Source organism: Actinoplanes sp. NPDC049316 (assembly GCF_040677315.1).
In the GTDB taxonomy this organism is placed as follows: domain Bacteria; phylum Actinomycetota; class Actinomycetes; order Mycobacteriales; family Micromonosporaceae; genus Actinoplanes.
On record NZ_JBFAQM010000020.1, the window covers coordinates 17,863 to 41,662 of the forward strand.

Below are 23,800 nucleotides of genomic sequence, written 5' to 3' on the forward strand. Positions count from 1 at the left end.
GTTTCTGACGGATGTTCGACGACGGTTCACCGCCGCTTACGTCGCAGACGGCCCGCCGCTCAGACCGTGGCAATCGTGTAGGCCACCTCGTCCACGAGCTCGCGGGCGAGGAAGCCCGTACGCCCGAACCGGGGCGCCAGCCGCTGGCCGCTGACCGCGTGGGCGAACGCGCCCCAGCACGCCGCCTGGGCCGGTTCGGCGCCGCGGCCGAGCAGCCCGGCGACGATGCCGGCGCGCACGTCGCCACTGCCCGAGGTGCCGAGGCCGGCGTCGCCGCTCTCCTCGCGCCAGGCCCGGCCGTCCGGGTCGGCGATGTGGCCGTACAGCGAGACCGTGGCTTCGTAGCGGTGGGCGAGCTCCATCGCCTCGGCGGCGAGGTCGTCCCCGGTCCTGCGGCCCAGCAGGTGCTCGGCCTCCGTGACGTTCGGGGTCAGCACCGCGGCCTGCGGGCGCCGGGAGAGCAGATCGGGCTCCTTGCTGAGGGCGCCCAGGGCGTACGCGTCCAGCACGACGGAAGCGTCCTTGCCGGCGGCGTCCAGCACCCTGTGCAGCAGCCGTTGCGTCTCCTCGATGTCGTCGAGCCCGCAGCCGATCGCCAGCACGTCCGCGGCGGCCGCCAGCTCCAGCAGCTGATCCGGCACGTCACCGGCGACCGACCCGGCGTCGGTCTCGGGCAGCCCGACGACCTTGGCCTCCGGCACGGCGATGCTCAGCGCGGCCGCGGTGGACCCGGTGACGGCCAGCTGCAGCCGGCCGGCCCCGGCGCGCAGGGCGGCCACCCCGGCGAGCAGAACGGCCCCCGGGGTGTACCGGGACCCGCCGATCACCAGCACCGTGCCGCGGGACTCCTTGTCGCCCTGCGGATCGGGCAGCGGCCAGCCCCGCAGCAGCTGCGGGGTGATGACCTGTTCCTCAGACCGGCTCGGCATCGACGTCCTCCTGCCGGGTGGGCGGCGTCCCCACGTCGTGCAGATGGGAGACGTCGTTGAACAGCTCCGGCTCCAGCTCGCCGCCGTGGCGCCGCCACGTGCTGATCGAGCAGTTGGCCATGGTGGTGGCGTGCGCTATCTCCATCAGCCGCGCCTCGCTGAGCTCCTCGGCGAGGTAGCGCACGAGGAAGACCGTGGCCTCGTGGCCGAAGCACAGCACCCTGCCGCCGGGGTGGTCCTCGCGCAGCTCGCGCAGGAGGGCTCTCAGGCGCAGCAGCACGTCGGCCCACGACTCGCCGCCGGGTGGCCGGTAGTAGAACTTGCCGAGGCGGGCGCGGCGGGCGTACTCCTCGGGTAGCCGGGCCTGCACGCCGCGGCCGGTCAGCAGGTCCAGGACGCCGAGCTCACGGTCGCGCAGCCGCTCGTCGACGACCATCGGCACGCCGCTGCCGGCCAGCGCCAGCTCCGCGGTCTGCCGGGTCCGCAGGTACGGCGACACCACCGCCAGCTGCGGCCGGACGTCCTCGCCGAGCCCCGCGAGCCACTTGCCGACCGCGCGGGCCTGCTCACGGCCCAGCTCCGACAGGGGTACGTCCGCGTCGCGCTCCGGGATGTCGATGGCCTCCAGCCCGCCGGTCTCCGCGTCCTGCGCGATGACGTTGCCGGTGCTCTGGCCGTGCCGGACCACTCCCAGCCACTGCAGTTGCTCCATGGCCGGCTCATTACCCCGCCGGGCCGCCCGTACGCAGCCTGTCTGTGCCCGGGATCTCCACGACAAATCTCTTCAGGTCCGTACGCGCCCCACCGATGGTCCGGCCATGCCCGTACGCGACCGCCTGCCCGTGATCACGGGTGCCGTGCTGCTCGCGTTCAGCCTCATCCGGTTCGTCGTCGGCTTCTTCGTCGAGTTCCGGCTGCCCGTGCTGGGCTGGGCGCCGCTGCCGGTGATGTCGCTGCTGGCCGGGTACGCCTGCTTGCGGGCCTCGCGCCGCACCGACCTGGACGTGGCGACGCGCCGGTTCTGGCGGCACGCGACGTACTGCTGCACCGTGCTCGCCGTGGCGGTCGTGATCAGCACGAACGACGCTCTCGGGCCCGGCGGCGGCAACCGGCGCGTCAGCACCCTCGCCGCCTGCCTGTACGTCGCCATCCTCGGCTTCGCGGTCCTGGCGCTGCTGCGCCTGCCCGCCTGGGAGCGGACCCGGTCCGAGTGGGTGCGCTTCGGCCTCGACACCGGCATCATCCTCATCACCACCGGCGTGCTGCTCTGGCACTTCTCGCTCAGCCGGACGGCGGCGTGGGCCTCGCAGACCGGGACGGCGCTGCCCGTGCTGGGCATCGCGATGGTCGCCTCGGTGTCGATGATCGCCTTCACCAAGGTCGCGTTCGCGGGCGCCGGCGAGCTGGACCGCCGGGCCATGCACCTGCTGTCGTTCGGCACGGGTGCGGCGGCCGCCTCGGCGTCGCTGATGCCGTTCCTGGAGTCCCGGCCGCAGCTCAATGCCGCCTTTCTCGCCGTGCCGATCGCCACGTTCTGCGCTCAGCTGTCCGCCCTGCGGCAGGCGCGGAGCCCGAGTGACGCGCCGGCGGCCCGGCCGGTGCCGCGGCGCTTCAGCGTGGTGCCGTACCTGGCCGTGGCCGGGATGGACGCGATGCTGCTCGGCACCGACATCGCGCGCTCCGCCGAGGGCCGGATCATCGCCGCCGCCACCGTCGCGATCACGGCGCTGGTGGTGGTCCGCCAGATCACCACGCTGCGGGAGAACACCCGCCTGCTGGAGACGGTCGACGCCAACCTGCGCCAGCTGCGCGACTACCAGGTTCAGCTGGCCCACCAGGTCCGGCACGACACGCTCACCGAGATCGCCAACCGGGCCAGCTTCGAGGAGCAGGTCACCCGGCAGCTCGCCGCCGGCGAGGAGTTCCTCGTCGCCCTGCTCGACCTGGACGACTTCAAGGTCGTCAACGACCGGCTCGGGCACGGCACCGGGGACGCGCTGCTCAAGGCGGTGAGCCGGCGGCTGCACGAGCGGCTGGGTGAGGCCGACACGGTCGCGCGCCTCGGCGGGGACGAGTTCACGCTGCTGTTGCCCGGGCTGACCGGCGACGAGGCCGCCACCATGCTGCGGCGGCTGGTCCACGCGGTGCAGGAACCGCTGATCATCGACGGGCACGAGATGGTGCCGCGGATCAGCATCGGCGTCACCGCCAGCGCGCCCGGCGACACCCCCGGCGAGCTGCTGCGCCGCGCCGACGTCGCCATGTACGCGGCCAAGAACGCCGGCGGCGCGCGCTGGGCCTGGTTCGACCCGGCGATGGACCGGCTCGCCGACCAGGACGCGCGGCTCGGCGCCGACCTGCGCCAGGCCCTGGCCCGCGGCGAGCTGCGGGTGCTCTACCAGCCGATCGTCGAACTGCCCGGCGGCGGCATCGTCGGCGTCGAGGCGCTGCTGCGCTGGCGGCACGACCAGCACGGCGACGTCTCCCCCGCGGTGTTCATCCCGCTGGCCGAACGCAACGGCGCGATCATCGAGCTGGGCCGCTGGGTCTTCGAGCAGGTCGTCGCGCAGGCGGCCGCCTGGCAGCGGGAGTACGGCCCGGCCGCACCCGGCCGGGTCAGCGTCAACGTGTCCGCCCGGCAGCTGCGCGAACCCGGCTTCGTCGAGGAGATCGCCGCGGCCGTCCGCAGCGCCGGCGTGGACCCGGGCGTGATCGTCGCCGAGGTCACCGAGACCGCGGTGCTGGGCACCGGCGTCGCGCTCGAGGCCGTCCGCGGGCTCAGCGCGCTGGGCATCCGGGTCGCGCTCGACGACTTCGGCACCGGCCAGTCGTCGCTGAGCCTGCTCGTGGACTGCCCGGTGCACGTGCTGAAGGTCGACAAGTCGTTCGTCGACGGGGTCACCACCAGCAGCCCGCAGGCCGTGATCGTGGACAACCTCATCGGCATCACCACCGGGCTGCGCATCCAGGCCGTCGCCGAGGGCGTGGAGACCGCCGACCAGGCCCGCCGCCTGCACCAGGCCGGCTACCGGTACGCCCAGGGCTTCCACTTCGCGCGCCCGATGAGCGGCGAGGACGTCGGACTGCTGCTCGACCGCGCCGTGGCGGGCTGATCGTTCTCGGTTCGCGTCCGGGCCTTCTCGTCTTGCGAAGGCCGATCCCTGGACCGCGCCCGCGCCGCGGCGGCAGGCTCCGTGCATGACATTGACCCGACGCGCACTGCTCAGCGGCGCCGCCGCCGGGGCGGCCCTCGGGCTGAGCGGGTGCAGTGGGCTCACCCCGGGACGCCGCAGCGGCGGCTCGCTGGACTACTGGAACCTCTTCGGCGGCGGCGACGGGGTCCGGATGACCCAGATGCTCGACGCGTTCCGCGCCGCGAACCCCGGCACCGACCTCAGCGCGGTCACGCTGGCCTGGGGCAACCCGTACTACACGAAGCTGTCGCTGGCCACGCTCGGGGAGAAGCCGCCGGACGTCGCGGTCGCGCACCTGACCCGGATGAAGACGATGGTGCAGGCCGGCCTCGTCGAGGAGCTGCACCCCGACGACCTCGCCCGGCACGGGCTGACCGCCGGCAAGTTCGCCCCGCGGCCGTGGCAGGCGGGGCTGGTCGACGGCCGGACGTACGCGATCCCGCTCGACACCCACCCGTTCGTGATGTTCTACAACACCGACGTCTGCGAGAAGGCCGGGCTGCTCGACTCCTCCGGCGCGCTGAGCCCGCTGGACAGCCCGGAGAAGTTCACCGACGCGCTGCGCAGGGCCAAGGAGGTCACCAAGGCGTACGGCGGCGTCGTCGCGGTCACCAACGAGACGGCCACCCCGTGGCGCATCTACCAGTCGCTCTACAGCCAGCTCGGCGGCGAGATGCTGGCCGGCCAGGGCCGCAAGGTGGTCATCGACGACGACCGCGCCGGCCGGGTGCTCGGGTTCCTGCAGGGGCTCACCCGCTCCGGCGTGGCGCCGTCGAGCATCGACTACCAGGGCGCGATCGCGACCTTCGCCAACGGCCAGGCCGGCTTCTACTTCCAGGGCGAGTGGGAGATCTCGACGTTCCAGACGGCGAAGACGCCGTTCTCGATGACGCTGTTCCCCGACGTCTTCGGCGGCGGCCAGTACGCGGTACAGGCCGACTCGCACACGCTGATCATCCCCCGCCAGCCCGGCCGGGACCCGGAGCGCGTCGACCGTGCGCTGCTGTTCATCCGCTCGATGCTGGACCAGAGCAAGACCTGGGCCGAGGGTGGCCACGTGCCGGCGTGGCTGCCGTTCCGCGACAGCGCCGAGTACAAGGCGATGACGCCGCAGTCGAACTACGCGACCGCCGCGGACGCCGCCGTCTACGACCCCGAGGGCTGGTACTCCGGCTCCGGCTCCAACTTCGAGATCGTCACCGGCTCGATCATCGCGTCGGTCATGGCCGGGCAGCAGGCGCCGGCCTCCGCGATCGCACAGATGCGCGACAAGCTCACGAACCTCGCCGAGACCGCGCCGCCGGTCTGAGAAAGGGGGTGCCCGGGTGACCGCAGAGACCGCCGTACGCCCTGACCGTTCGGCCGGCGAGGACGTCCGGCCCGAACGCGCCCGCGGGGCCGGCCTGCCCGCGGCCGGCTTCCTCACGCCGTTCCTGCTGCTCTACCTGCTCTTCATCATCGGCCCCGCGCTGTACGGCCTGCTGATGAGCTTCTTCGACACCAGCGCCGTGAAACCCGGGCTGTCGAGCTTCGCGGGCTTCGGCAACTACGCCGAGGCGCTGCGGAGCGGCGACTTCTGGTCGTCGCTGTGGCACACGATCTGGTTCACGATCCTCACCACGCCACCGTTGATCATCATCGCGTTCGTGCTGGCGCTGCTCGCCGACCGGGTGAAACGGGGGCGCTGGTTCTTCCGGCTGGCGTTCTTCGCGCCGTACATCCTGCCGTCGGCGGTCGTGGCGCTGATCTGGATCTGGCTCTACACCCCCGGGCTGGGCCTCATCGAGACCGCGCTCGGCAAGATCGGCATCACCGCGCCGGTCTGGCTCGGCGACCCGGACTGGGCGATGCCCTCGCTCGCGCTGACCACGCTGTGGTGGACGCTCGGCTTCAACTTCGTGCTCTACCTCGCCGGCCTGCAGGAGATCAACCGCGACCTGTACGAGGCCGCCGCGATGGACGGCGCGAGCCCGTGGCAGCAGATCCGCTCGATCACCATCCCGATGCTGGGCCGCACCACCACGCTGGTGGCCGTGCTGCAGGTGATCGCCTCGCTCAAGGTCTTCGACCAGATGTACCTCATGACCTCCGGCGGCCCGAACTTCGCCACCCGCTCGATCCTGCAGTACGTCTACGACGAGGGCTTCACGAACTTCCGCATCGGCTACGCCTCGGCCGTGTCGATGCTCTTCTTCCTCGTCGTGCTCGGGGTCTCCGCCGTGTGGTTCGCATTGATCCGCCGCCAGGAGAAGGAGGTCTGAGCCGTGAGCGTCGAGACTCGCGTGAAGCTCTTCAACCGCATCTGCGCCGGCGTGCTGATCGCCTTCGCGCTGCTGTGGCTCGTACCGCTGCTCTGGGCCCTGGACACCGCGCTCAAGCCGAACGCCGAGACCACCCGGACCACCTGGCTCATCGACGACCCGACGCTGGGCGCGTTCAGCCGGACGATCCGCGACACCGACATCCTCAAGTGGTTCGGCTCGAGCCTGTTCATCGCGACGCTGACCGCGGTCGGCGCGGTGCTGACCGGCAGCCTGGCCGCGTACGCCCTGTCCCGGATGCGGTTCCGCCACCGCAATTTGGTGTTCTGGTTCGTGCTGGCCGGCATCATGATCCCCAGCCAGGTGCTGATCGTGCCGCAGTTCCGGGAGATGGACTCGTTCGGCCTGCTCAACACGTTCTGGGCGGTCAGCCTCCCGCAGATCCCCACCGCGATCGCCGTGTTCATCTTCAAGCAGTTCTTCGACGGCCTGCCCCGCGAGCTGGAGGAGGTCGCCCGGATGGACGGCGCCGGCTTCCTGCGCATCTACCGGCGCATCATCATGCCGCTGGCCCGTCCGGCGGTCGCCGCGGTCGCGATCTTCACGTTCGTCGGGTCGTGGAACGACCTGCTGTGGCCGCTGCTCGTGCTCAGCAACCCGGACATCATGACGGTCCCGGTCGGCCTCGCCACGGTGCAGGGTTCGTTCGGCATCCGGTACGCGGACACGATGGCGTCCGCGATCCTCGGCGCGATCCCCCTCGTCGCCGTCTTCCTGCTGTTCCAGCGTCATATCGTCGAAGGCATCGCCGGCACCGGCCTGAAAGGGTGACCATGCACGTCGCTTCCCTGACCGTGGATCCCGCCTACCGGATCGGCGAGGTGGACCCGCGGCTCTACGGCTCGTTCGTCGAGCACATGGGCCGCTGCGTCTACACCGGCATCTACGAGCCGGGCCACCCGCACGCCGACGAGCACGGGTTCCGGCGCGACACGGCCGAGTTGGTCCGCGAGCTCGGCGTGCCGATCGTGCGCTATCCCGGCGGCAACTTCGTCTCCGGCTACCGCTGGGAGGACGGCATCGGCCCGGTCTCGGAGCGGCCGACCCGGCTCGACCTGGCCTGGCGGTCGCTGGAGACCAACCAGGTCGGCGTGAACGAGTTCGTGGCCTGGGCCCGGACGGTCGGCGTCGAGCCGCTGATGGCCGTCAACCTGGGCACGCGGGGCATCGACGCGGCCCGTTCCCTCGTCGAGTACTGCAACCTGCCGGGCGGCACGTACTGGTCGGATCTGCGCGGCGGGGCGCCGTACGGGATCAAGACCTGGTGTCTGGGCAACGAGATGGACGGCCCCTGGCAGATCGGGCACAAGACCGCCCAGGAGTACGCCCGCCTGGCGCTGGAGACCGCGAAGGCGATGCGCCAGGTCGATCCCACGATCGAGCTGGTAGCGTGCGGCAGCTCCGGCCGGCAGATGCCCACGTTCGGCAGCTGGGAGGCGACGGTGCTCGGCGAGGCGTACGACGCGGTCGACTACGTCTCGGCGCACGCGTACTACCAGCAGCACGGCGACGACCGGGACAGCTTCCTGGCGTCCGCCACCGACATGGACGCCTTCATCGACGAGCTGGTGGCCACCGCCGACCACGTCCGCGCCGTGGGCCGGCACAAGAAGCGGATCAACGTCTCCTTCGACGAGTGGAACGTCTGGTACCTGAGCCGCTTCGCGGGCGAGACCAACCTGGAGATCCAGCAGGCGCCGCGGCTCATCGAGGACGTCTACTCGGTCACCGACGCGGTGGTGGTCGGCAACCTGCTGATCAGCCTGCTACGGCACGCCGACCGGGTCCGGATCGGCTGCCTCGCCCAGCTCGTCAACGTGATCGCCCCGATCATGACCGAGCCGGGCGGCGCGGCGTGGCGGCAGGCGTCGTTCCACCCGTTCGCGCTGACCGCGGCGCACGGGCAGGGCACGTCGCTGCAGCTCGCCCTGGAGTCGCCGGTGCACGAGACCGCCCGGCACGGCGAGGTGCCGCTGCTCGACGCCGCGGCCGTCCGCTCCGGCGACGGGGTCGTGATCTTCGCGGTGAACCGGTCGCAGACGGAGCCGATGAGCGTGGATGTGGACGTACGCTCGCTGCCGTCGCTGTCGGCGGCCACCCACACGGCGCTCTTCGACGACGACCCGGACGCGGTGAACACCGCCGCCGAGCCCGACCGGGTGAAGCCGCGGGCCCTGGACGACCCGAAGCTCGACGGAGGCCGCCTGCAGGCGGTGCTTCCGCCGCTGTCCTGGAACATGCTCCGGCTCAGCTAGCTTTCTCCGTGGCGGTCTGCCGCCGCCAGCCGTGTTCCGCGGCCAGGCGGCGGGCCGTCGCGACCACGGCGAGCGCCTGGCGCGACGGCTCGTGCGCGCGCCAGAGGATCGACCACGGGTAGCGGGGCACCGACGGCCCGAGCGGCCGCCAGACCACCTCCGGCGACCACGCCACGGTCGACGCGGGGGTGCACAGCACGCACCGGCCCTGCGCGACCAGGTCCACCGCCGCGCGCAGCGTCTGGACGCTGCCCGGGAACAGCGACGGGAAGAAGCCGGCCGACCGGCACACCTCCGCCACGAACGCGTTGAACTCCGGCGCCAGCTCCTCGTCGGCCAGCAGCAGCGGCTCGCCGCCGAGCCGGGTGACCGGGACGTGCGGGAGATCCGCGTACGGATGCTGCGCCGCGACCAGCACCCCGAGCGGCTCCAGCCGGAACATCTCCGCGGCGATCCCGGGCGAGCCGCCGGGCAGCCGCCCGACGCCGATGTCCAGCCGCCCGTCGGCCAGCAGCCGGCACTGCTCCGGCACCCCGGCCTGCACCTGGTGGATCTCCAGCTCGGGGTGGCGGGCCTGCACCGCGCGCAGCACCGGGCGTACGGCGTCGTACCCCTCGTCCAGCACCCCGACCCGCAGCGTCGGCGCGGCGGGCACCATGCCCTGGGCCAGGACGGCGGCGCGGTCGACGTGCTCGAGGATCTGCCGGGCCTCGACGACCAGCCGCGTGCCCGCCTCGGTGAGTGCCACGGCACGGCTCGTACGGTCCACCAGCAGCACCCCCACCGCCCGCTCGAGCCGCTGCACCTGGGCGCTGAGCGCCGAGGGCGCGATGTGCTCGCGCGCGGCGGCGCGGCCGAAGTGCAGTTCCTCGGCGAGCGTCACGAGGTAGCGGAGCTGGCGCAGCTCGATGCGGCCCCGGTGGGCGGGATCGGGCACGGGCCGGACCGCCATGGACCCTCCCGAGGATCATCGCCGATCGATGCGTCCCTGCAGTGTTATCGCTAACATTTCTGTCGTCAAGGCGTCACGCAGCCGTAACCCGGAGTCTGCGGAGGGCGACACGGCCGGGGCATTTCACCCCGACGCGCCGCGCCGCGTTTCACAGCCTGAGACGACACCGTTAAAACTCCATAAACTCGACCCAGTTAGTAGACAAGGAAGGGATTCTCGCCGAGACTCGACCGATGGATCTCACCCTGGCGCTCGCCGGACTCGGCGTCGGCATCGTGGTCGGCCTCACCGGCATGGGCGGGGGCGCGCTGATGACCCCCATCCTCGTCCTCGTCTTCGGCGTGCCGCCGGTGGCCGCGGTCTCCAGCGACCTCGCCGCCAGCGCGGTCATGAAGCCGTTCGGCGGCTTCGTGCACGCCCGCCGCGGCACGGTGAACTGGCGGCTCGTCGCCTGGCTCTGCGCCGGCAGCGTGCCCAGCGCGTTCCTCGGGGTGCTCCTGCTGCGCCTGCTCGGCGACGACGAAGCCGTCCAGCACACGATCAAGGTCTCGCTCGGCGTGGCGCTCCTGCTCGCCGCGGGCGGCCTGCTCCTCAAGGCCTGGGTGAGCCGCCGCAAGCGCGGCGACGGGCCACCCGCCGCGATCACGGTACGCCCGGTGCCGACCCTGCTGCTCGGTGCGGGCGGCGGGCTGATCGTGGGCCTGACCAGCGTCGGCTCCGGCTCTCTGATCATCGTCGCGCTGCTCGCCCTGTACCCCAAGCTGCGCGTCAACGACCTGGTCGGCACGGACCTCGTCCAGGCCATCCCGCTGGTCATGTCGGCGGCGGTGGGCCACGCCCTCTTCGGCGACCTCCAGCTCGACCTGGCCGGGGCCGTCCTGCTGGGCTCGATCCCCGGCGTCCTCATCGGCGCCCGCATCTCGTCCCGCGCCCCGGGCGGCATCATCCGCACGGCCCTGGTGATCGTCCTGCTGGCGAGCGCGCTCAAGCTGCTCGACGTGCCTACCGCCACGGTCGGCGTCGTGACGGGGGCGGCGGTCCTGGCGGCGATCGCCCTGCCGGCGATCCGGCGCTTTCGCACCCCTTCGGCAGAGGTGGTCGCAGTGCCGGACCAGCGCGAAACCAAGCAGGACGCCCCGGCCACACTGATCAGCCCTCGATAGTTACATCATAGATACTATCTCTTGCGATAGTATCTCTGATGTAACCATTCAGCCGGGAGCGGGTACCGATGGTCGAATTCGTCGGCAGGCAGCGGGAGCTGGCATCGCTGGGAAATCTGCTCGCCAAGGTGCGCCGGGCCACCGACGGCGAGCGCCCCGGTCGGTGCCTGCTGATGCGCGGCCGGCGGCGGATCGGGAAGTCGAGCCTGGTCGAAGCGTTCGTGGATCAGGCTGCCGGCCCGGCGATGTTCTTCACCGCGTCCGGCGCCTCGACGGACATCGAGCTGGAGTCGTTCACCGAGGCGGTGTCCGCCTCGACGCTGCCGGACCGGGACGTGTTCGCGGAGGCGCAGCCCGGAAACTGGAGCGCTGCGCTTCGTCAGCTCGCCGGCATCCTGCCCGACGACCGGCCGAGCATCGTCGTCATCGACGAGGTGCCGTATCTCGCCGAGCGGGTGGACGCCTTCGAGGGCATCCTGCAACGCGCGTGGGACCGCGAACTGAGCCGCAAGCCGGTGCTGCTCATCCTGATCGGTTCGGACCTGTCGATGATGGAGGCGTTGAGCAGCTACGGGCGGCCGTTCCATCAACGCGGCACGGAGATGGTCCTCGGGCCGCTCACCCCCGCCGAAGTCGGCCTGATGCTCGGCCTCGAACCGGCAGCGGCGTTCGACGCCGCCCTGGTCACCGGCGGCCTGCCGCTGATCTGCGCAGCCTGGGAGCCGGGCAGCGACGTCGACACGTTCCTGGAACGGGAGCTCGCCGATCCGGTGTCCCCGCTGCTGGTCTCGGCCGAGCGTTCCCTGGCCGCCGAGTTCCCCGAGTCCGCGATGGCGGCCGCGGTGCTGTCCGCCATCGGCAGCGGGGAGCGGACGTTCACCAACATCGCCAGGGCCGCCGGCGGCATCTCCCACACGACGCTGACCCGAGCGCTCGACGTCCTCATCGAGAAACGGCTCGTGGCCGCGGAGCTGCCACTGTCCACCACGCCCTCGAAGGAGCGGCGGTACCGGGTCACCGATCCCTACCTGCGCTTCTGGCTGACGTTCGTGAAGCCGTACCTGCCCGAGATCGAACGCCTCCGCGGCGACATCACCGTCGGCCGGGTCAAGGCCGGCTGGACCAGCTGGCGCGGCCGGACGATCGAGCCGCTGCTGCGTGACTCCCTCGCACGGCTGCTGCCCGACGACACGCTCCCCTCCGCACCGGTCGTGGGCTCCTACTGGACCCGCTCCAACAGCATCGAGATCGATGTGGTCGGCGCCGACCGCGCACCCGTGGCACGAGAACTGTTCTTCCTCGGTTCCATCAAATGGCTGGAACGGTCCCCGTTCGACGACCACGACATGCTGGCGCTCCAACGGCACCGCGCCGCTGTCACCCAGGAGCCGCTCCCGCTGCTGGCCCTCAGCCGCAGCGGCGTGACCGCCAAGGGCCTGGCTGCGGCGTACGGGCCGGACGACCTCATCCGGGCATGGAGCTGACGAGCTCAGCGGTCCGACCGAAGACCCGGTATCGCCCGGGGCACGGCCGGCGGTGCCGGCCGCGCCCCTCCCCCGCCCATGGGGTGACCCGCTCCGCCGGACACATGGCTGTCCCCGCTCCCGGGGGTGGCCCGAACCGGGCCGGTGCTCCGCTCCGGCGGAATGCTGGGGCATGCGGCGCGCGATGTCCCGTCGTTCTCAGGGAACCGTGCCGGGCAGCGGTGCGGCAGTCGCGTCTTCGCGGGAGACCGGAATGTGCGTCGCTCGAACGCGCGTCGGCTCTTCGGCGGGGGCGGGCCGCCGATCGTCCGGCGGCGCCTCGCCGCCGGCGTTCAGGATGCGGGCGACCATCGCCGCGCGGGAGTTGACGCCGAGTTTGCCGAAGATGCGGCGCAGGTGGGTGGAGACCGTCCAGGCGCTGATGCCGAGGAGGTCGGCGATGGCCTGGTTGGTATGCCCGCCGGCGACCATGCGGGCGACCTCGCGTTCCCGCGGGCTCAGCGCGACGCAGGTGTCTCCCTCGGACGCCGCCGCGTCCACCAGCGTGCAGCGGCAGCGGACGCCGTCTACTTCGATGTCGAGCAGCTGGGCGCCGCCGGGCAGCGCGGCGGCCGCGCGGCGCGGATCCGTCAGGGCCGCCGCGAGCCGGCGCACCAGGGCGCGGATCTCGGCGTCGTCGTGGAGCATCGTCGGCCTCCCGGACGCAGGGGTCGTCAGCCGCACGGCCGGGCCGGGTGGGCGGCACCGATCCCGCGGCCACGCTGCCGCCGGTCCTCAGCCGGCCTACAAGGTAGACCGGCCCACGTCGTCACGGAAGGTATATGACGTCATCACGTCGCGGCGGGGGCGGTTCGGTACACGCCCCCCGCCGCGGGGCGCGGATCAGCGCGGGACGACCCGTTCGATCGCCCACTCGCGCCAGCCGTCGAGCTTGTCCGACGCGGTCTGCAGCTGGTCGGCGACCGGGCCCGGGCCGGTCGATCCCGGCGTCGTGCGACCGGCGAGCGCGCTGCGGACCGAGAGGACCTGGCGTACGGACGGGTCGAGGTGCTCGCTGACCGTCTTCAGGTCGCCGTCGGTGACGTCCTCGAGCTCGCATTCGCGGGCGGCGCACAGGGCGACGAGGCGGCCGGTGATCTCGTGCGCGTCACGGAACGGCACGCCCTTGCGGACCAGCCAGTCGGCGACCTCCGTGGCCAGGGAGAAGCCGACCGGCGCCGCCGCCGCGAGCTTGTCGACCCGTACGGTCATCGTGGAGATCATGCCGGCCAGCGCGGGCAGCAGCAGTTGCAGCGTGTCCACCGCGTCGAAGACCGGCTCCTTGTCCTCCTGCATGTCGCGGTCGTACGTCAGCGGCAGCCCCTTGAGCATGGTCAGCACCGCGACCAGGCCGCCGATCAGCCGGCCCGCCTTGCCCCGGGCCAGCTCGGCGATGTCGGCGTTCTTCTTCTGCGGCATGATCGACGACCCGGTGGCGAAGGCGTCGTCGAGGATCACCCAGCCGAACTCGGTGGAGGTCCAGAGCACGACCTCCTCGCCGAGGCGGGACAGGTGCACGCCGATCAGGCTGGTGATGAAGAGGAACTCGGCGACGAAGTCACGGTCGGCGACCCCGTCCATGGAATTCTGCACCGGCGCCTTGAAGCCGAGCTCCTTGGCGACCGCGGCCGGGTCGAGCGGCAGCGACGAGCCGGCCAGCGCGCCCGAGCCGAGCGGGGAGATCGCCGTACGCTCGTCCCAGTCGCGCAGCCGCTCGAGGTCGCGCAGCAGCGGCTGGACGTGCGCGAGCAGCCAGTGCCCGAAGCTGACCGGCTGGGCGTGCTGCACGTGGGTCAGCCCCGGCGCCGGCGTGTCGACGTGCCGGCCGGCCTGCTCCATCAGCGCGTCGGCCAGCTCGACCACCGCCGCGGCCACCCCGCGGGCGTGGTCGCGCAGGTACAGCCGCAGATCCGTGGCGACCTGGTCGTTGCGGGAACGGCCGGCGCGCAGCTTGCCGCCGAGCGCGCCGAGGCGCTCGAGCAGGCCCCGCTCCAGGGCGGTGTGCACGTCCTCGTCCTCGATGGTGGGGCGGAACTCCCCCGCCGCGCACGCCGACTCGAGGTCGTCCAGCGCCGCCAGCATCTGCCCCAGCTCGTCGGCGTCGAGCAGCCCCGCGCCGGCCAGCACCCGGGCGTGGGCCCGGGACGCGGCGATGTCGTACGGCGCCAGCCGCCAGTCGAAGTGCACGCTGACGCTCAGCCGCGCCAGCGCGTCGGCCGGTCCACCGGCGAACCGGCCACCCCACAGCCTGGTCGGACCTTCGGTCTCCGGCACTGCCTCACTCCTCACATTCCGACGGGAACCCTCGACGATAGGGTCGTCCCATGACGCTCGACCTGCACGATGATGTTGTCTCATTGACCCGCGCGCTCTGCGACATCCCCTCGGTCTCCGGCACGGAGGCCGCGATCGCCGACGCGGTCGAGGCCGCGCTGCGCAAGCTGGGTCATCTCGAGGTGCTGCGCGACGGCGACGCCGTGGTGGCGCGCACGAACCTCGGACGGGACCGCCGCATCGTCCTCGCCGGGCACCTGGACACCGTGCCGATCAAGGACAACCTGCCCACCCGGACCACCGGCGAGGGCGACGCCGAGCTGCTGTACGGGCGCGGCACCTGCGACATGAAGGCCGGCCTGGCCACCCAGCTGCGCATCGCCGCGACCGTCACCGAGCCCAAGCACGACCTCACGTTCGTCTGCTACGACAACGAGGAGGTCGCCTCGGTCAAGAACGGGCTCGGCCGCCTGGTGCGCAACCACCCCGACTGGCTGGCCGGCGACTTCGCGATCCTCGGCGAGCCCTCGAACGCGTCCGTCGAGGGCGGCTGCCAGGGCACGATGCGCGTCCGCATCACGCTCGAGGGCCGGGCCGCGCACACCGCCCGCTCGTGGCGCGGCGTCAACGCGATCCACGCCGCGGCGCCGATCCTGGCGATCCTCACCGCGTACGAGCCGCGCCGCCCCGTCGTCGACGGCCTGCAGTACCACGAGGGCCTCAACGCCGTGCACATCCAGGGCGGGCTCGCCGGCAACGTGATCCCCGACGAGTGCGTCATCGACATCAACCACCGGTTCGCGCCCGACCGCACCGTCGAGGAGGCGTACGCCTACCTGCAGGAGCTCTTCGCCGGCTACGACCTGGAGATCCGCGACAAGGCGCCGGGCGCGCGCCCGGGCCTGGACCAGCCGGCCGCCGCGGAGTTCCTGGCCGTGGTGGGCAAGGAGCCCGCGGCGAAGTACGGCTGGACCGACGTCTCCCGCTTCGCCGAGCTGGGCATCCCGGCCGTCAACTACGCGCCGGGCGACCCGCTGCTCGCCCACACCGACGACGAGCACGTCCCGGTCGCCGAGATCCGCGAGTGCGAACGCGTCCTGGCCACCTGGTTGAGCTAATGAGCTCGCTCTGCGCTCACCGCAACCAGCGACGCACTGCGCCCGTCGTTGTCGGGGGCGCCGTTTTCTGGACGGGCGCTCTTTCCCGGCCGGAAAACGGTGACGCCGACAACGACCTTCCCGGGGCGCAGTGCCCGCCGAGCGGAGCGAGGCCATCTACACAGCATTCTTCTGAATGGCGCCGGGGATGGCGTACATGTGGGCGAAGGCGCGGGCCTGCTCGCCGGTCCACAGTGACGAGCCGTAGCCGTAGACGACGCCCTGCCGGGTGGCCGCGTCCAGCAGGCTGTGCGGGCTGCGGCTGCCCAGCGGGATCACGTTGCCCTTGATCAGCTTGACGCGAACCTCGCCGGTGACGCGCTGCTGGCTGCTGTCCAGGAACGCGCGGAAGTCGTCGAGGATCGGGTCGTAGTAGACGGCCTCGTGCAGCAGGTCGCCGTACGTGTTGCCGAGCTGGGCCTTGGTGGCCTGCTGCCGGTTGCTGAGCACGAGGCGCTCGAGCTCGCGGTGCGCGGCGATCAGCGTGAGCATGCCGGGAGCCTCGAACCCGACGCGGGCGAGGTTGCCGACCATCGTCGAGCCCATGTGGATGCCGCGGCCCACGCCGTGCTCGGCCGCCAGCACGTTGAGCGCGCGCAGGATCGCGTAGTTGGGCGCGTCCGGCCCGGTGCCCTCGATCGGCGTGCCGTCGGCCGTGGTGGCGGAGACGACCTCACCCTTGTCGAAGCCGAGGATCAGCTCCACGCCGCCGGCCGGCGCGTCGGCGATGGACTTCGTGTACGTCCACGCGTCCTCGGGGAGGTAGTCCCAGGAGCCGTACGTCTCCTTGCCGCCGATGGACGTGCCGATCAGGCCCTCGTTGATCGAGTAGGTGGTGACCTTCTCGGGTGTTTCGAAGCCGCGCTCGCGCAGGTAGTCGCGCTCGTACTCGCGGGTCAGCCGCTCGTCGCGGATCGGCGTGATGATCTCCATCTGCGGGGCGAGCGCGCGGATCACCGAGTCGTAGCGCACGTGGTCGGCGCCGGCGCCGGTGGAGCCGTGGGCGACCGCGTCCGCGCCGTTGTCGATCGCCGCCTGCACGACCTTCTCGGCCTGCACCAGCCGCTCCGCGCCCACGCACGACGGGTAGCCGCCGTTCCGCAGGTAGTTGGCCTTGATCGCGTACGTGATGACGCGGGCGTACAGCTCCTCGCGCGCGTCGATCACGAAGTGCTGCGCCGCGCCCAGCTCCTCGGCGCGCTTGCGGACCACGTCGGCCTCGCCGCTGTGCAGCCCGCCGGTGTCGATGTTGGCGGTCAGCACCTCCCAGCCCTGCTCACGCAGGGACACCAGGGCGTACGAGGTGTCGAGGCCGCCGGAGAACGCGAGGACGATCTTGCGCTTGGACATCAGTTTCCTTCGGGCGAGTACGGGAGTTCGAGGATCGGCACGTACGACGTCCCGTCCTTCGTGAGGTGGCCGGGGGCGAGCACGTAGTACGCGGACTGCCGGGCCTCGATGGCCTTCTGCATGGCGCGCTGGCGCTCGTAGTCGAACGGGTCGAGCAGGAACGTGGGCTCGGGCTCGCGCTCGGCCACGGGCACCGTGAAGTCGTTCTCGTAGACGAACGAGCCGGGCGAGGTGTGGAACGGCACGGTCGCCACCAGGATGTGCAGCCGGCCGAAGCGGGTGTGCACGCGCAGCGCGGTGTTGTCGTACTGGGTGACGCCGTCGAGCTTGCGGGCCTGGTACACCGAGAGCGCCAGCGCCTTGAGCGCGCGGCCCAGCCCGACGTTGGTCATCACCGACCACAACGACCAGCCGACCCAGGTGCCGGGGGCCGCGCTGGGCGCCGCGCAGTAGCCGCCGATCGGGATGGGGCCGTTGTAGTCGCTCTGCTTGACCTTCTCGAACACCGCGCGCAGGTGCCGCTTGGCGTCCTCGTCGAACGCGCTGGTCTCCAGCGTCTCGGTGAACTGCGCCTGGGGCAGCGCGGCGATCACCGCGGCCGACGGCATGAGGATGAGGTCGACCATCACCCACTGCGGCATGGGGATCCCGCGGTCGCCGAACGCGATGCCGTTGATGACGTTGAACAGGTTGAGGAACTCGCCGGTGTCCCAGCCCTTGTCGCCGGTGGTCTCGGTGAAGTCGAGCCAGGTCAGCTTGTGGCCGTACGGCGCCTCGTTGAGGAACGGGCGCAGCGTGTCGTTGGAGGCCAGGTAGAACTCGAGCCCGCGGGCCTGGAGCTTCTGCATGTTGTCGGCGAAGCCCGGGAAGAAGGCCTCGACGGCGGGCTGCTGCGCGATCACGGCAGGGTCCCTTCGTTGTCCGTACGGCTCCAGGCCGTCAGCTTCTCGGCGAGCCGGGCCCCGGACCCGGTGTCGGTGGACGGCTCGCGGGCCACCACCAGGATCGTGTCGTCGCCGGCGATCGTGCCCACGACGTCGGGCAGCCCGGAACGGTCCAGCGCGCTGGCCAGGAACTGCGCCGCGCCCGGCGGCACCCGCAGCACCACGAGGTTGCCGCTGACGTCCACCGAGTTCAGCAGCTCGCGCAGCAGCCGGACCAGGCGGGCCGGGGCCTGCTCGACCGGGCGCAGCGGCGGCAGACCGTCCTCGGGGATCACGTAGACGCCGCCTGCTTTAACGGCGCGCAGCTCCTCGAGGTCGCGCGACAGCGTCGCCTGGGTGACCTGCACGCCGTCGAGCGCCAGCAGCTCGGCCAGCTCGGTCTGGGACCGGACGGCCTTGTCCCGGACGAGGTCGACGATGCGCGCGTGCCGCGCCGCGCGGGTGCCCGGCCCGGTCATGAGGTGGAGGCCGCCAGGAGCCAGGCCAGCAGCGCCTTCTGCGCGTGCAGGCGGTTCTCGGCCTGGTCGAACACCGCGCTCTGCGGGCCGTCCATCACCTCGTCGGTGATCTCCTCACCCCGGTGGGCCGGCAGGCAGTGCAGCACGATCGCGCCGGGTGCGGCCGCGGCCAGCAGGTCCTGGTTGATCTGGTACGGCCGGAACGGCGTGCGCCGGTCGATCCCGTCGTCCTCCTGCCCCATCGACGTCCACGCGTCGGTGGCCAGCACGTCCGCGCCCTTCGCGGCCTCGTACGGGTCCCGCAGCACGCTGACCGATCCCCCGGTGCCCGCCGCGATCTCCTGCGCCCGGGCCACCACCGCTGGATCGGGGTCGAACCCGGCCGGCCCGGCGACCCGCACGTGCATGCCCGCGGTGGCGCCGGCCAGCAGGTACGAGTGCGCCATGTTGTTCGCGGCGTCCCCGACGTACGTGAGGCAGCGGCCGGTGGTGCCGCCGAGCCGCTCGCGGATCGTCTGCAGGTCCGCGAGGAGCTGGCAGGGGTGGAAGCCGTCGGTGAGCGCGTTCACCACCGGCACGTGCACGTCGGACGCCAGCTCCGCCAGCCGCTCGTCGCCGGAGGTGCGGAACACGATCGCCGTGGCGTACCGGGAGACGACCCGGCCCGCGTCGGCCAGCGACTCGCCGCGGCCGAAGTGGGTGGCCTGGGTGTCCACGATGATCGCATTGCCGCCGAGCTCGCCGATGCCGGTCTCGAAGGACAGCCGGGTGCGGAGGCTGACCTTGTCGAAGAACACCGCGACCGACTTCGGGCCCGCGAGCGGCCGGTGGCCGAACCGGTCGGCCTTCATCGCCGCCGCCAGCTCCAGCACCTCCGCCTGCTCGGCGGGGCTCAGGTCGTCGTCGCGCAGGAAATGGCGCAGGGTCATGGGAGCACCTCCCGGAAGGCGGCGACGAAGGACTCGGCCTGCTCGCCGGTGAGGATCAGCGGCGGGGCGAGCCGGATCGCGTCCGGCTGCACCGCGTTGACGAGGAAACCGTTGTCGCGCAGCTTGCCGGCCAGCTCGGCGGCGGCCGGTTCGGCGAGCACGATGCCCAGCAGCAGCCCGGCGCCGCGGACGCCGGAGACCAGCGGGTGGCCCAGCCCCTCGATGCCGCGGCGGATCAGCTCGCCGACCCGCTTGACGTTGTCGAGCAGCCCCTCGCCGGCGATCGTGCGGATCACCGCGAGGCCCGCCGCGCAGCTGACCGGGTTGCCGCCGAACGTGGTGCCGTGCGAGCCCGGGCCGAACAGCTCGGCCGCCGCGCCGAAGGCCAGGCAGGCACCGATCGGCAGCCCACCGCCGAGGCCCTTGGCCAGCGTGACCACATCCGGCTCGATGCCCTCGCTCTGGTGGTGGAACCAGTGCCCGGTACGCCCGATGCCGGTCTGCACCTCGTCCAGCACCAGCAGCGCCCCGGTACGCGTGCAGACGTCCCGGGCGGCGGCGAGGTAACCGGGCGGCGGGACGACGACACCCATCTCGCCCTGGATCGGCTCGAGGATCACCATCGCGGTCGCGTCGGTCACCGCCGACCTCAGCGCTTCGCTGTCGCCGTACGGAACATGGGTGACGTCTCCCGGCAGCGGCCGGAACGGGTCCGCCTTGGCCGGCTGGCCGGTCAGCGCGAGCGCACCCATGGTGCGGCCGTGGAAGCCGCCGTGCGTGGCCACGACGTGGGTCCGCCCGGTGAGGCGGGACAGCTTGAACGCGGCCTCGTTGGCCTCCGCGCCGGAGTTGCCGAACACCACCCGGCCGGGCCGGCCGGCGAGCGCCAGCAGCAGCTCGGCGAGGGCGACCGGCGGCTCGGCGACGTAGAAGTTGGAGACGTGGCCCAGCGTGGCGATCTGCTGGGTGACGGCCTGCACGACGGCGGGGTGGGCGTGCCCGAGCGCGTTGACCGCGATGCCGCCCAGCAGGTCGACGTACTGCTTGCCGTCCTCGGCGGTGAGTACGGCACCGGAGCCGCTGACCAGGCCGAGCGACGGGGTGCCGTAGTTGTTCATCAAACTCTGCTGCCAGCGTTCGACGAGGGCACTCATGAGGGGACCACCATCGTTCCGAATCCTTCCGAGGTGAAAACTTCGAGCAGCGTCGAGTGCGGGACCCGGCCGTCGACGACGTGCGCGGCGGGCACGCCGCCCTGCACGGCGCGCAGGCACGCCTCCATCTTGGGCGCCATCCCGGACTCGAGGCTCGGCAGCAGCTTCGCCAGCGTGTCCGCGTCGATCTCCGAGGTGAGCGACGACGTGTCAGGCCAGTTCGTGTAGAGGCCGGGCACGTCGGTGAGCACGACCAGCTTGCGGGCGCCGAGCGCGACGGCCAGCGCGGCCGCGGCGGTGTCGGCGTTGACGTTGTGCACCACGCCGTCGGCGTCGGGCGCGACCGTGGCGACGACCGGGATGCGCCCGGCGGCGATCAGGTCGTCGACGGCCGAGGTGTCCACATGTGCCACGTCGCCGACCTGCCCGATGTCGACCGGCTCACCGTCGATCACGGCGGAGCGGCGCACGGCGGTGAACAGCCGGGCGTCCTCACCGGACAGCCCGACGGCGAACGGGCCGTGCTCGTTGATCAGCCCGACGAGCTCGCGCCCGACCTGGCCGACGAGCACCATGCGCACGACGTCCATCGCCTCCGGCGTGGTGACCCGCAGGCCGCCGCGGAACTCGCTCTCGATGCCGAGCCTGCCGAGCATCGACGAGATCTGCGGGCCGCCGCCGTGCACCACGACCGGCTTGATGCCGGCGTACCGCAGGAAGACCATGTCGGCCGCGAACGCGCGCTGCAGCTCGGGCTTGATCATCGCGTTGCCGCCGTACTTGATGACGACGGTCGAGCCGTGGAACCGCTCCAGCCACGGCAGCGACTCGATGAGCACTGCCGCCTTCTCCTGCGGCGTCATGTGCTGTACGCCGAGTTCTCGTGCACGTACGCGTGGCTCAGGTCCGTGGTCCAGATCGTCGCGTCCATCTCCCCCTCGTGCAGGTGCACCTGGATGGTGACGTCCCGGCCGCGCAGGTCCACCTTGGACCGGTCTTCCGCGGCGGCGCCGCCCCGGCACACCCACACGCCGTTCACGCCCACGTCGACCCGGTCCGGGGTGAACGCCGCACTTGTCGTGCCGACTGCGGCGAGGATGCGGCCCCAGTTGGGGTCGTTGCCGAACAGCGCGGTCTTGACCAGGTTGTTGCGGGCCACGGTCCGGCCGACCTCGACCGCGTCGGCCTCGCTGGCGGCCCCGAGCACCTCGATGGTGATGTGCTTGGTCGCGCCTTCGGCGTCGGCGATGAGCTGTTGCGCGAGGTCGTGGCAGGCGGCGGTGACCGCGGCGGTCAGCTCCTCCTGGTCGGGCTGGACGTCCGAGGCGCCACTGGCCAGCAGCAGCACGGTGTCGTTGGTGGACATGCACCCGTCGGCGTCGATGCGGTCGAACGTCACCCGGGTCGCCTCGCGCAGCGCGGTGTCCAGCGCCTCCGAGCCGGCGACGGCGTCGGTGGTGAGCACGACGAGCATGGTGGCCAGGGCGGGCGCGAGCATCCCGGCGCCCTTGGCGATCCCGCCGACGGACCAGCCCTCCCGCTCGACGTGCACGTTCTTCGCCACCGTGTCGGTGGTCATGATCGCCTCGGCGGCCTTCCCGCCCCCGTTCGGGGCGAGCTGCTTGACCGCCGCGGTCACGCCGGGCAGCAGCTTGTCCATCGGCAGCAGCTCGCCGATCAGGCCGGTGGAGCAGACCGCGACGTCGCCGGCGCCGATGAGCAGCGGCTTCGGCCCGCCGCGCAGCACCGAGGCGACGTGCTCGGCGGTGGCGTGGGTGTCCCGGAAGCCCTGCGTGCCGGTGCACGCGTTGGCGCCGCCGGAGTTCAGCACGACGGCGCGGATCACGCCGCCCTTGAGCACCTGCTGGCTCCAGAGCACCGGCGCGGCCTTCACCCGGTTGCCCGTGAAGACGCCGGCGACGGTCGCGTCGGGCCCGTCGTTGACGACGAGCGCCACGTCCGGCCCGCCGCTCGCCTTGAGCCCGGCGGCGACACCGGAGGCACGGAAACCCTTCGGGGCGGTGACGGTCACGGCGCCACCCCGAACACCGACAGGCCGGCCGTCTCGGGCAGGCCGAGCATCAGGTTGGCGCACTGTACGGCCTGCGCCGCGGCGCCCTTGCCGAGGTTGTCGAGCGCGCTGACCACGACGATGCGCCCCGAGTCGGCGTCGAGCGCCGCCTGCAGGTGGCACGAGTTCGAGCCGAGCGTCGCGGCCGTGTGCGGCCAGGCGCCCTCGGGCAGCACGTGCACGAACGGCTCGTCCGCGTACGCGGCGGCCAGCACGTCGCGCGGGTGCGTGCGCCCGATCGGCTTCGCGGTCACGGTCGCCAGGATCCCCCGCGGCATCGGGGCGAGCACCGGCGTCATGGACAGCGAGTCGGCGCCGCTGGCCTGCTTGATCTCCGGCACGTGCTGGTGCGCCCCCACCTTGTACGGCGACAGATCCCCCATCACCTCGCTGCCCAGCAGGTTCACCTTCGCCGCCCGGCCGGCCCCGGACGTGCCCGAGGCGGCGACGACCACCACGTCGGCGGGATCGGCGACCCCGGCGGCGATCAGCGGGGCGAGCGCGAGCGTGATCGTGGCGGCGTAACAGCCGGTGTTCGCCACCCGGTCGCTCGCGGCGATCGCCTCCCGCTGCCCGGGCAGCTCGGGGAGGCCGTACGTCCACGTGCCGGCGTGCCCGCCGCCGTAGTAGCGCTCCCAGGCCGCGGCGTCCTTCAGCCGGAAGTCCGCGCCCAGGTCCACGATCTTCACCCCGCCGGGCAGCTGCGCGGCCAGGGCCGCCGACTGCCCGTGCGGGAGCGCGAGGAAGACGAGGTCGGCGTCGCTCAAGGTGACCGCGTCGGTCGCCCCGAACGTGAGCGCCAACCCCGCGAGCTGCGGATGGACGGCCGCGACGGGCGTACCCGCCTGCGTGTGCGCCGTGGCGGCCACGAGGTCGAGCTCGGGATGCCCGGCGATCAGGCGCAGCAGCTCACCCCCCGCGTACCCACTGGCCCCGGCCACAGCGACCCGGATTCCCATACCCACCTCCGCATGACTATGCAGAGAACCGTATAACGGAGGACATGCGGGAGCAAGTTCATGTCACCCGCCTCCCGCTCAGCGGGACGGCGGTCGACTCCATGCACGATCGGGAACCAGATCGACCTTTCGACCCGGCGGCGGCGCGCCGGTCGGGGGTAGAACTG

The 23,800-nt window shown here is 72.1% G+C and carries 21 protein-coding genes; 8 read left to right on the top strand and 13 right to left on the bottom strand.

The window, feature by feature from the left end; all coding sequences use genetic code 11:
- Window positions 1–59: 59 nt before the first annotated feature.
- Window positions 60–929, bottom strand: coding sequence for an NAD(P)H-hydrate dehydratase (locus tag AB0K03_RS26590; protein WP_364689687.1), 870 nt, complete (start codon window positions 927–929; stop codon window positions 60–62).
- Window positions 913–1,641: a histidine phosphatase family protein gene (locus AB0K03_RS26595; RefSeq protein ID WP_364689689.1), complete on the bottom strand. Its 729-nt coding sequence runs from the start codon at window positions 1,639–1,641 to the stop codon at window positions 913–915. Before AB0K03_RS26595 ends, AB0K03_RS26590 begins: the two co-directional genes overlap by 17 nt.
- Before the next feature lie 106 nt (window positions 1,642–1,747).
- Here AB0K03_RS26595 and AB0K03_RS26600 point away from each other — a divergent pair, with 106 nt between their 5' ends.
- The 5 genes from AB0K03_RS26600 to AB0K03_RS26620 all read left to right on the top strand — a co-directional run bounded on the left by AB0K03_RS26600 (window position 1,748) and on the right by AB0K03_RS26620 (window position 8,699).
- Window positions 1,748–4,042, top strand: coding sequence for a bifunctional diguanylate cyclase/phosphodiesterase (locus tag AB0K03_RS26600; protein WP_364689691.1), 2,295 nt, complete (start codon window positions 1,748–1,750; stop codon window positions 4,040–4,042).
- 85 nt (window positions 4,043–4,127) lie between these two features.
- Complete coding sequence (locus AB0K03_RS26605) at window positions 4,128–5,432, top strand: extracellular solute-binding protein (protein ID WP_364689694.1); 1,305 nt, start codon at window positions 4,128–4,130, stop codon at window positions 5,430–5,432.
- A 16-nt stretch (window positions 5,433–5,448) separates the two neighbouring features.
- Window positions 5,449–6,384, top strand: coding sequence for a sugar ABC transporter permease (locus AB0K03_RS26610; protein WP_364689697.1), 936 nt, complete (start codon window positions 5,449–5,451; stop codon window positions 6,382–6,384).
- Between the two features lie 3 nt (window positions 6,385–6,387).
- Window positions 6,388–7,215 (top strand): carbohydrate ABC transporter permease, encoded by an 828-nt coding sequence (locus AB0K03_RS26615; RefSeq protein ID WP_364689700.1) that lies wholly within the window; start codon window positions 6,388–6,390, stop codon window positions 7,213–7,215.
- 2 nt (window positions 7,216–7,217) lie between these two features.
- Complete coding sequence (locus AB0K03_RS26620) at window positions 7,218–8,699, top strand: alpha-N-arabinofuranosidase (RefSeq protein ID WP_364689702.1); 1,482 nt, start codon at window positions 7,218–7,220, stop codon at window positions 8,697–8,699.
- Here the strand turns inward: AB0K03_RS26620 and AB0K03_RS26625 are convergent.
- Complete coding sequence (locus tag AB0K03_RS26625; RefSeq protein WP_364689705.1) at window positions 8,692–9,651, bottom strand: LysR substrate-binding domain-containing protein; 960 nt, start codon at window positions 9,649–9,651, stop codon at window positions 8,692–8,694. The two genes, AB0K03_RS26620 and AB0K03_RS26625, sit on opposite strands and share 8 nt — an antisense overlap.
- A 233-nt stretch (window positions 9,652–9,884) precedes the next feature.
- Here AB0K03_RS26625 and AB0K03_RS26630 point away from each other — a divergent pair, with 233 nt between their 5' ends.
- Both AB0K03_RS26630 and AB0K03_RS26635 read left to right on the top strand, forming a co-directional pair.
- Window positions 9,885–10,814, top strand: coding sequence for a sulfite exporter TauE/SafE family protein (locus AB0K03_RS26630; protein ID WP_364689708.1), 930 nt, complete (start codon window positions 9,885–9,887; stop codon window positions 10,812–10,814).
- Window positions 10,815–10,882: 68 nt separating this feature from the next.
- The gene (locus AB0K03_RS26635; protein WP_364689711.1) at window positions 10,883–12,298 is read left to right on the top strand and encodes an ATP-binding protein; all 1,416 of its coding nucleotides are present in this window, start codon (window positions 10,883–10,885) and stop codon (window positions 12,296–12,298) included.
- A gap of 198 nt (window positions 12,299–12,496) precedes the next feature.
- On the opposite strand, the gene AB0K03_RS26640 is transcribed toward AB0K03_RS26635, so the two are convergent.
- Both AB0K03_RS26640 and argH read right to left on the bottom strand, forming a co-directional pair.
- Window positions 12,497–12,985, bottom strand: coding sequence for a LuxR C-terminal-related transcriptional regulator (locus tag AB0K03_RS26640; protein WP_364689714.1), 489 nt, complete (start codon window positions 12,983–12,985; stop codon window positions 12,497–12,499).
- Window positions 12,986–13,180: 195 nt separating this feature from the next.
- Entirely contained in the window at window positions 13,181–14,611 is a 1,431-nt protein-coding gene (argH, locus tag AB0K03_RS26645) for an argininosuccinate lyase (RefSeq protein WP_364689717.1), read from the bottom strand.
- Window positions 14,612–14,661: 50 nt separating this feature from the next.
- On the opposite strand from argH, the gene dapE reads away from it, so the two are divergent.
- On the top strand, window positions 14,662–15,729 hold the full coding sequence (gene dapE, locus AB0K03_RS26650) for a succinyl-diaminopimelate desuccinylase (RefSeq protein ID WP_364689720.1): 1,068 nt from the start codon (window positions 14,662–14,664) through the stop codon (window positions 15,727–15,729).
- Window positions 15,730–15,885: 156 nt separating this feature from the next.
- On the opposite strand, the gene argG is transcribed toward dapE, so the two are convergent.
- Genes argG through argC form a run of 8 tightly spaced genes read right to left on the bottom strand, consistent with a single transcriptional unit; the run spans window position 15,886 to window position 23,633 of the window.
- Window positions 15,886–17,118, bottom strand: coding sequence for an argininosuccinate synthase (gene argG, locus AB0K03_RS26655; RefSeq protein ID WP_364689723.1), 1,233 nt, complete (start codon window positions 17,116–17,118; stop codon window positions 15,886–15,888).
- Window positions 17,118–18,020 (bottom strand): hypothetical protein, encoded by a 903-nt coding sequence (locus tag AB0K03_RS26660; RefSeq protein WP_364689726.1) that lies wholly within the window; start codon window positions 18,018–18,020, stop codon window positions 17,118–17,120. The genes argG and AB0K03_RS26660 overlap by 1 nt, the downstream gene beginning before the upstream one ends.
- Window positions 18,017–18,520, bottom strand: coding sequence for an arginine repressor (locus AB0K03_RS26665; protein ID WP_249612455.1), 504 nt, complete (start codon window positions 18,518–18,520; stop codon window positions 18,017–18,019). The genes AB0K03_RS26660 and AB0K03_RS26665 overlap by 4 nt, the downstream gene beginning before the upstream one ends.
- Window positions 18,517–19,449: an ornithine carbamoyltransferase gene (argF, locus tag AB0K03_RS26670; protein ID WP_364689729.1), complete on the bottom strand. Its 933-nt coding sequence runs from the start codon at window positions 19,447–19,449 to the stop codon at window positions 18,517–18,519. Before argF ends, AB0K03_RS26665 begins: the two co-directional genes overlap by 4 nt.
- The gene (locus AB0K03_RS26675; RefSeq protein WP_364689732.1) at window positions 19,446–20,603 is read right to left on the bottom strand and encodes an acetylornithine transaminase; all 1,158 of its coding nucleotides are present in this window, start codon (window positions 20,601–20,603) and stop codon (window positions 19,446–19,448) included. The genes argF and AB0K03_RS26675 overlap by 4 nt, the downstream gene beginning before the upstream one ends.
- Window positions 20,600–21,466 carry an acetylglutamate kinase gene (gene argB / locus AB0K03_RS26680; RefSeq protein WP_364689735.1) on the bottom strand — a complete coding sequence of 289 codons (867 nt, stop codon included), beginning with the start codon at window positions 21,464–21,466 and terminating at the stop codon, window positions 20,600–20,602. The genes AB0K03_RS26675 and argB overlap by 4 nt, the downstream gene beginning before the upstream one ends.
- On the bottom strand, window positions 21,463–22,635 hold the full coding sequence (argJ, locus tag AB0K03_RS26685; RefSeq protein WP_364689738.1) for a bifunctional glutamate N-acetyltransferase/amino-acid acetyltransferase ArgJ: 1,173 nt from the start codon (window positions 22,633–22,635) through the stop codon (window positions 21,463–21,465). The genes argB and argJ overlap by 4 nt, the downstream gene beginning before the upstream one ends.
- Window positions 22,632–23,633 carry an N-acetyl-gamma-glutamyl-phosphate reductase gene (argC, locus tag AB0K03_RS26690; protein WP_364689741.1) on the bottom strand — a complete coding sequence of 334 codons (1,002 nt, stop codon included), beginning with the start codon at window positions 23,631–23,633 and terminating at the stop codon, window positions 22,632–22,634. Before argC ends, argJ begins: the two co-directional genes overlap by 4 nt.
- Between the last annotated feature and the right edge of the window lie 167 nt (window positions 23,634–23,800).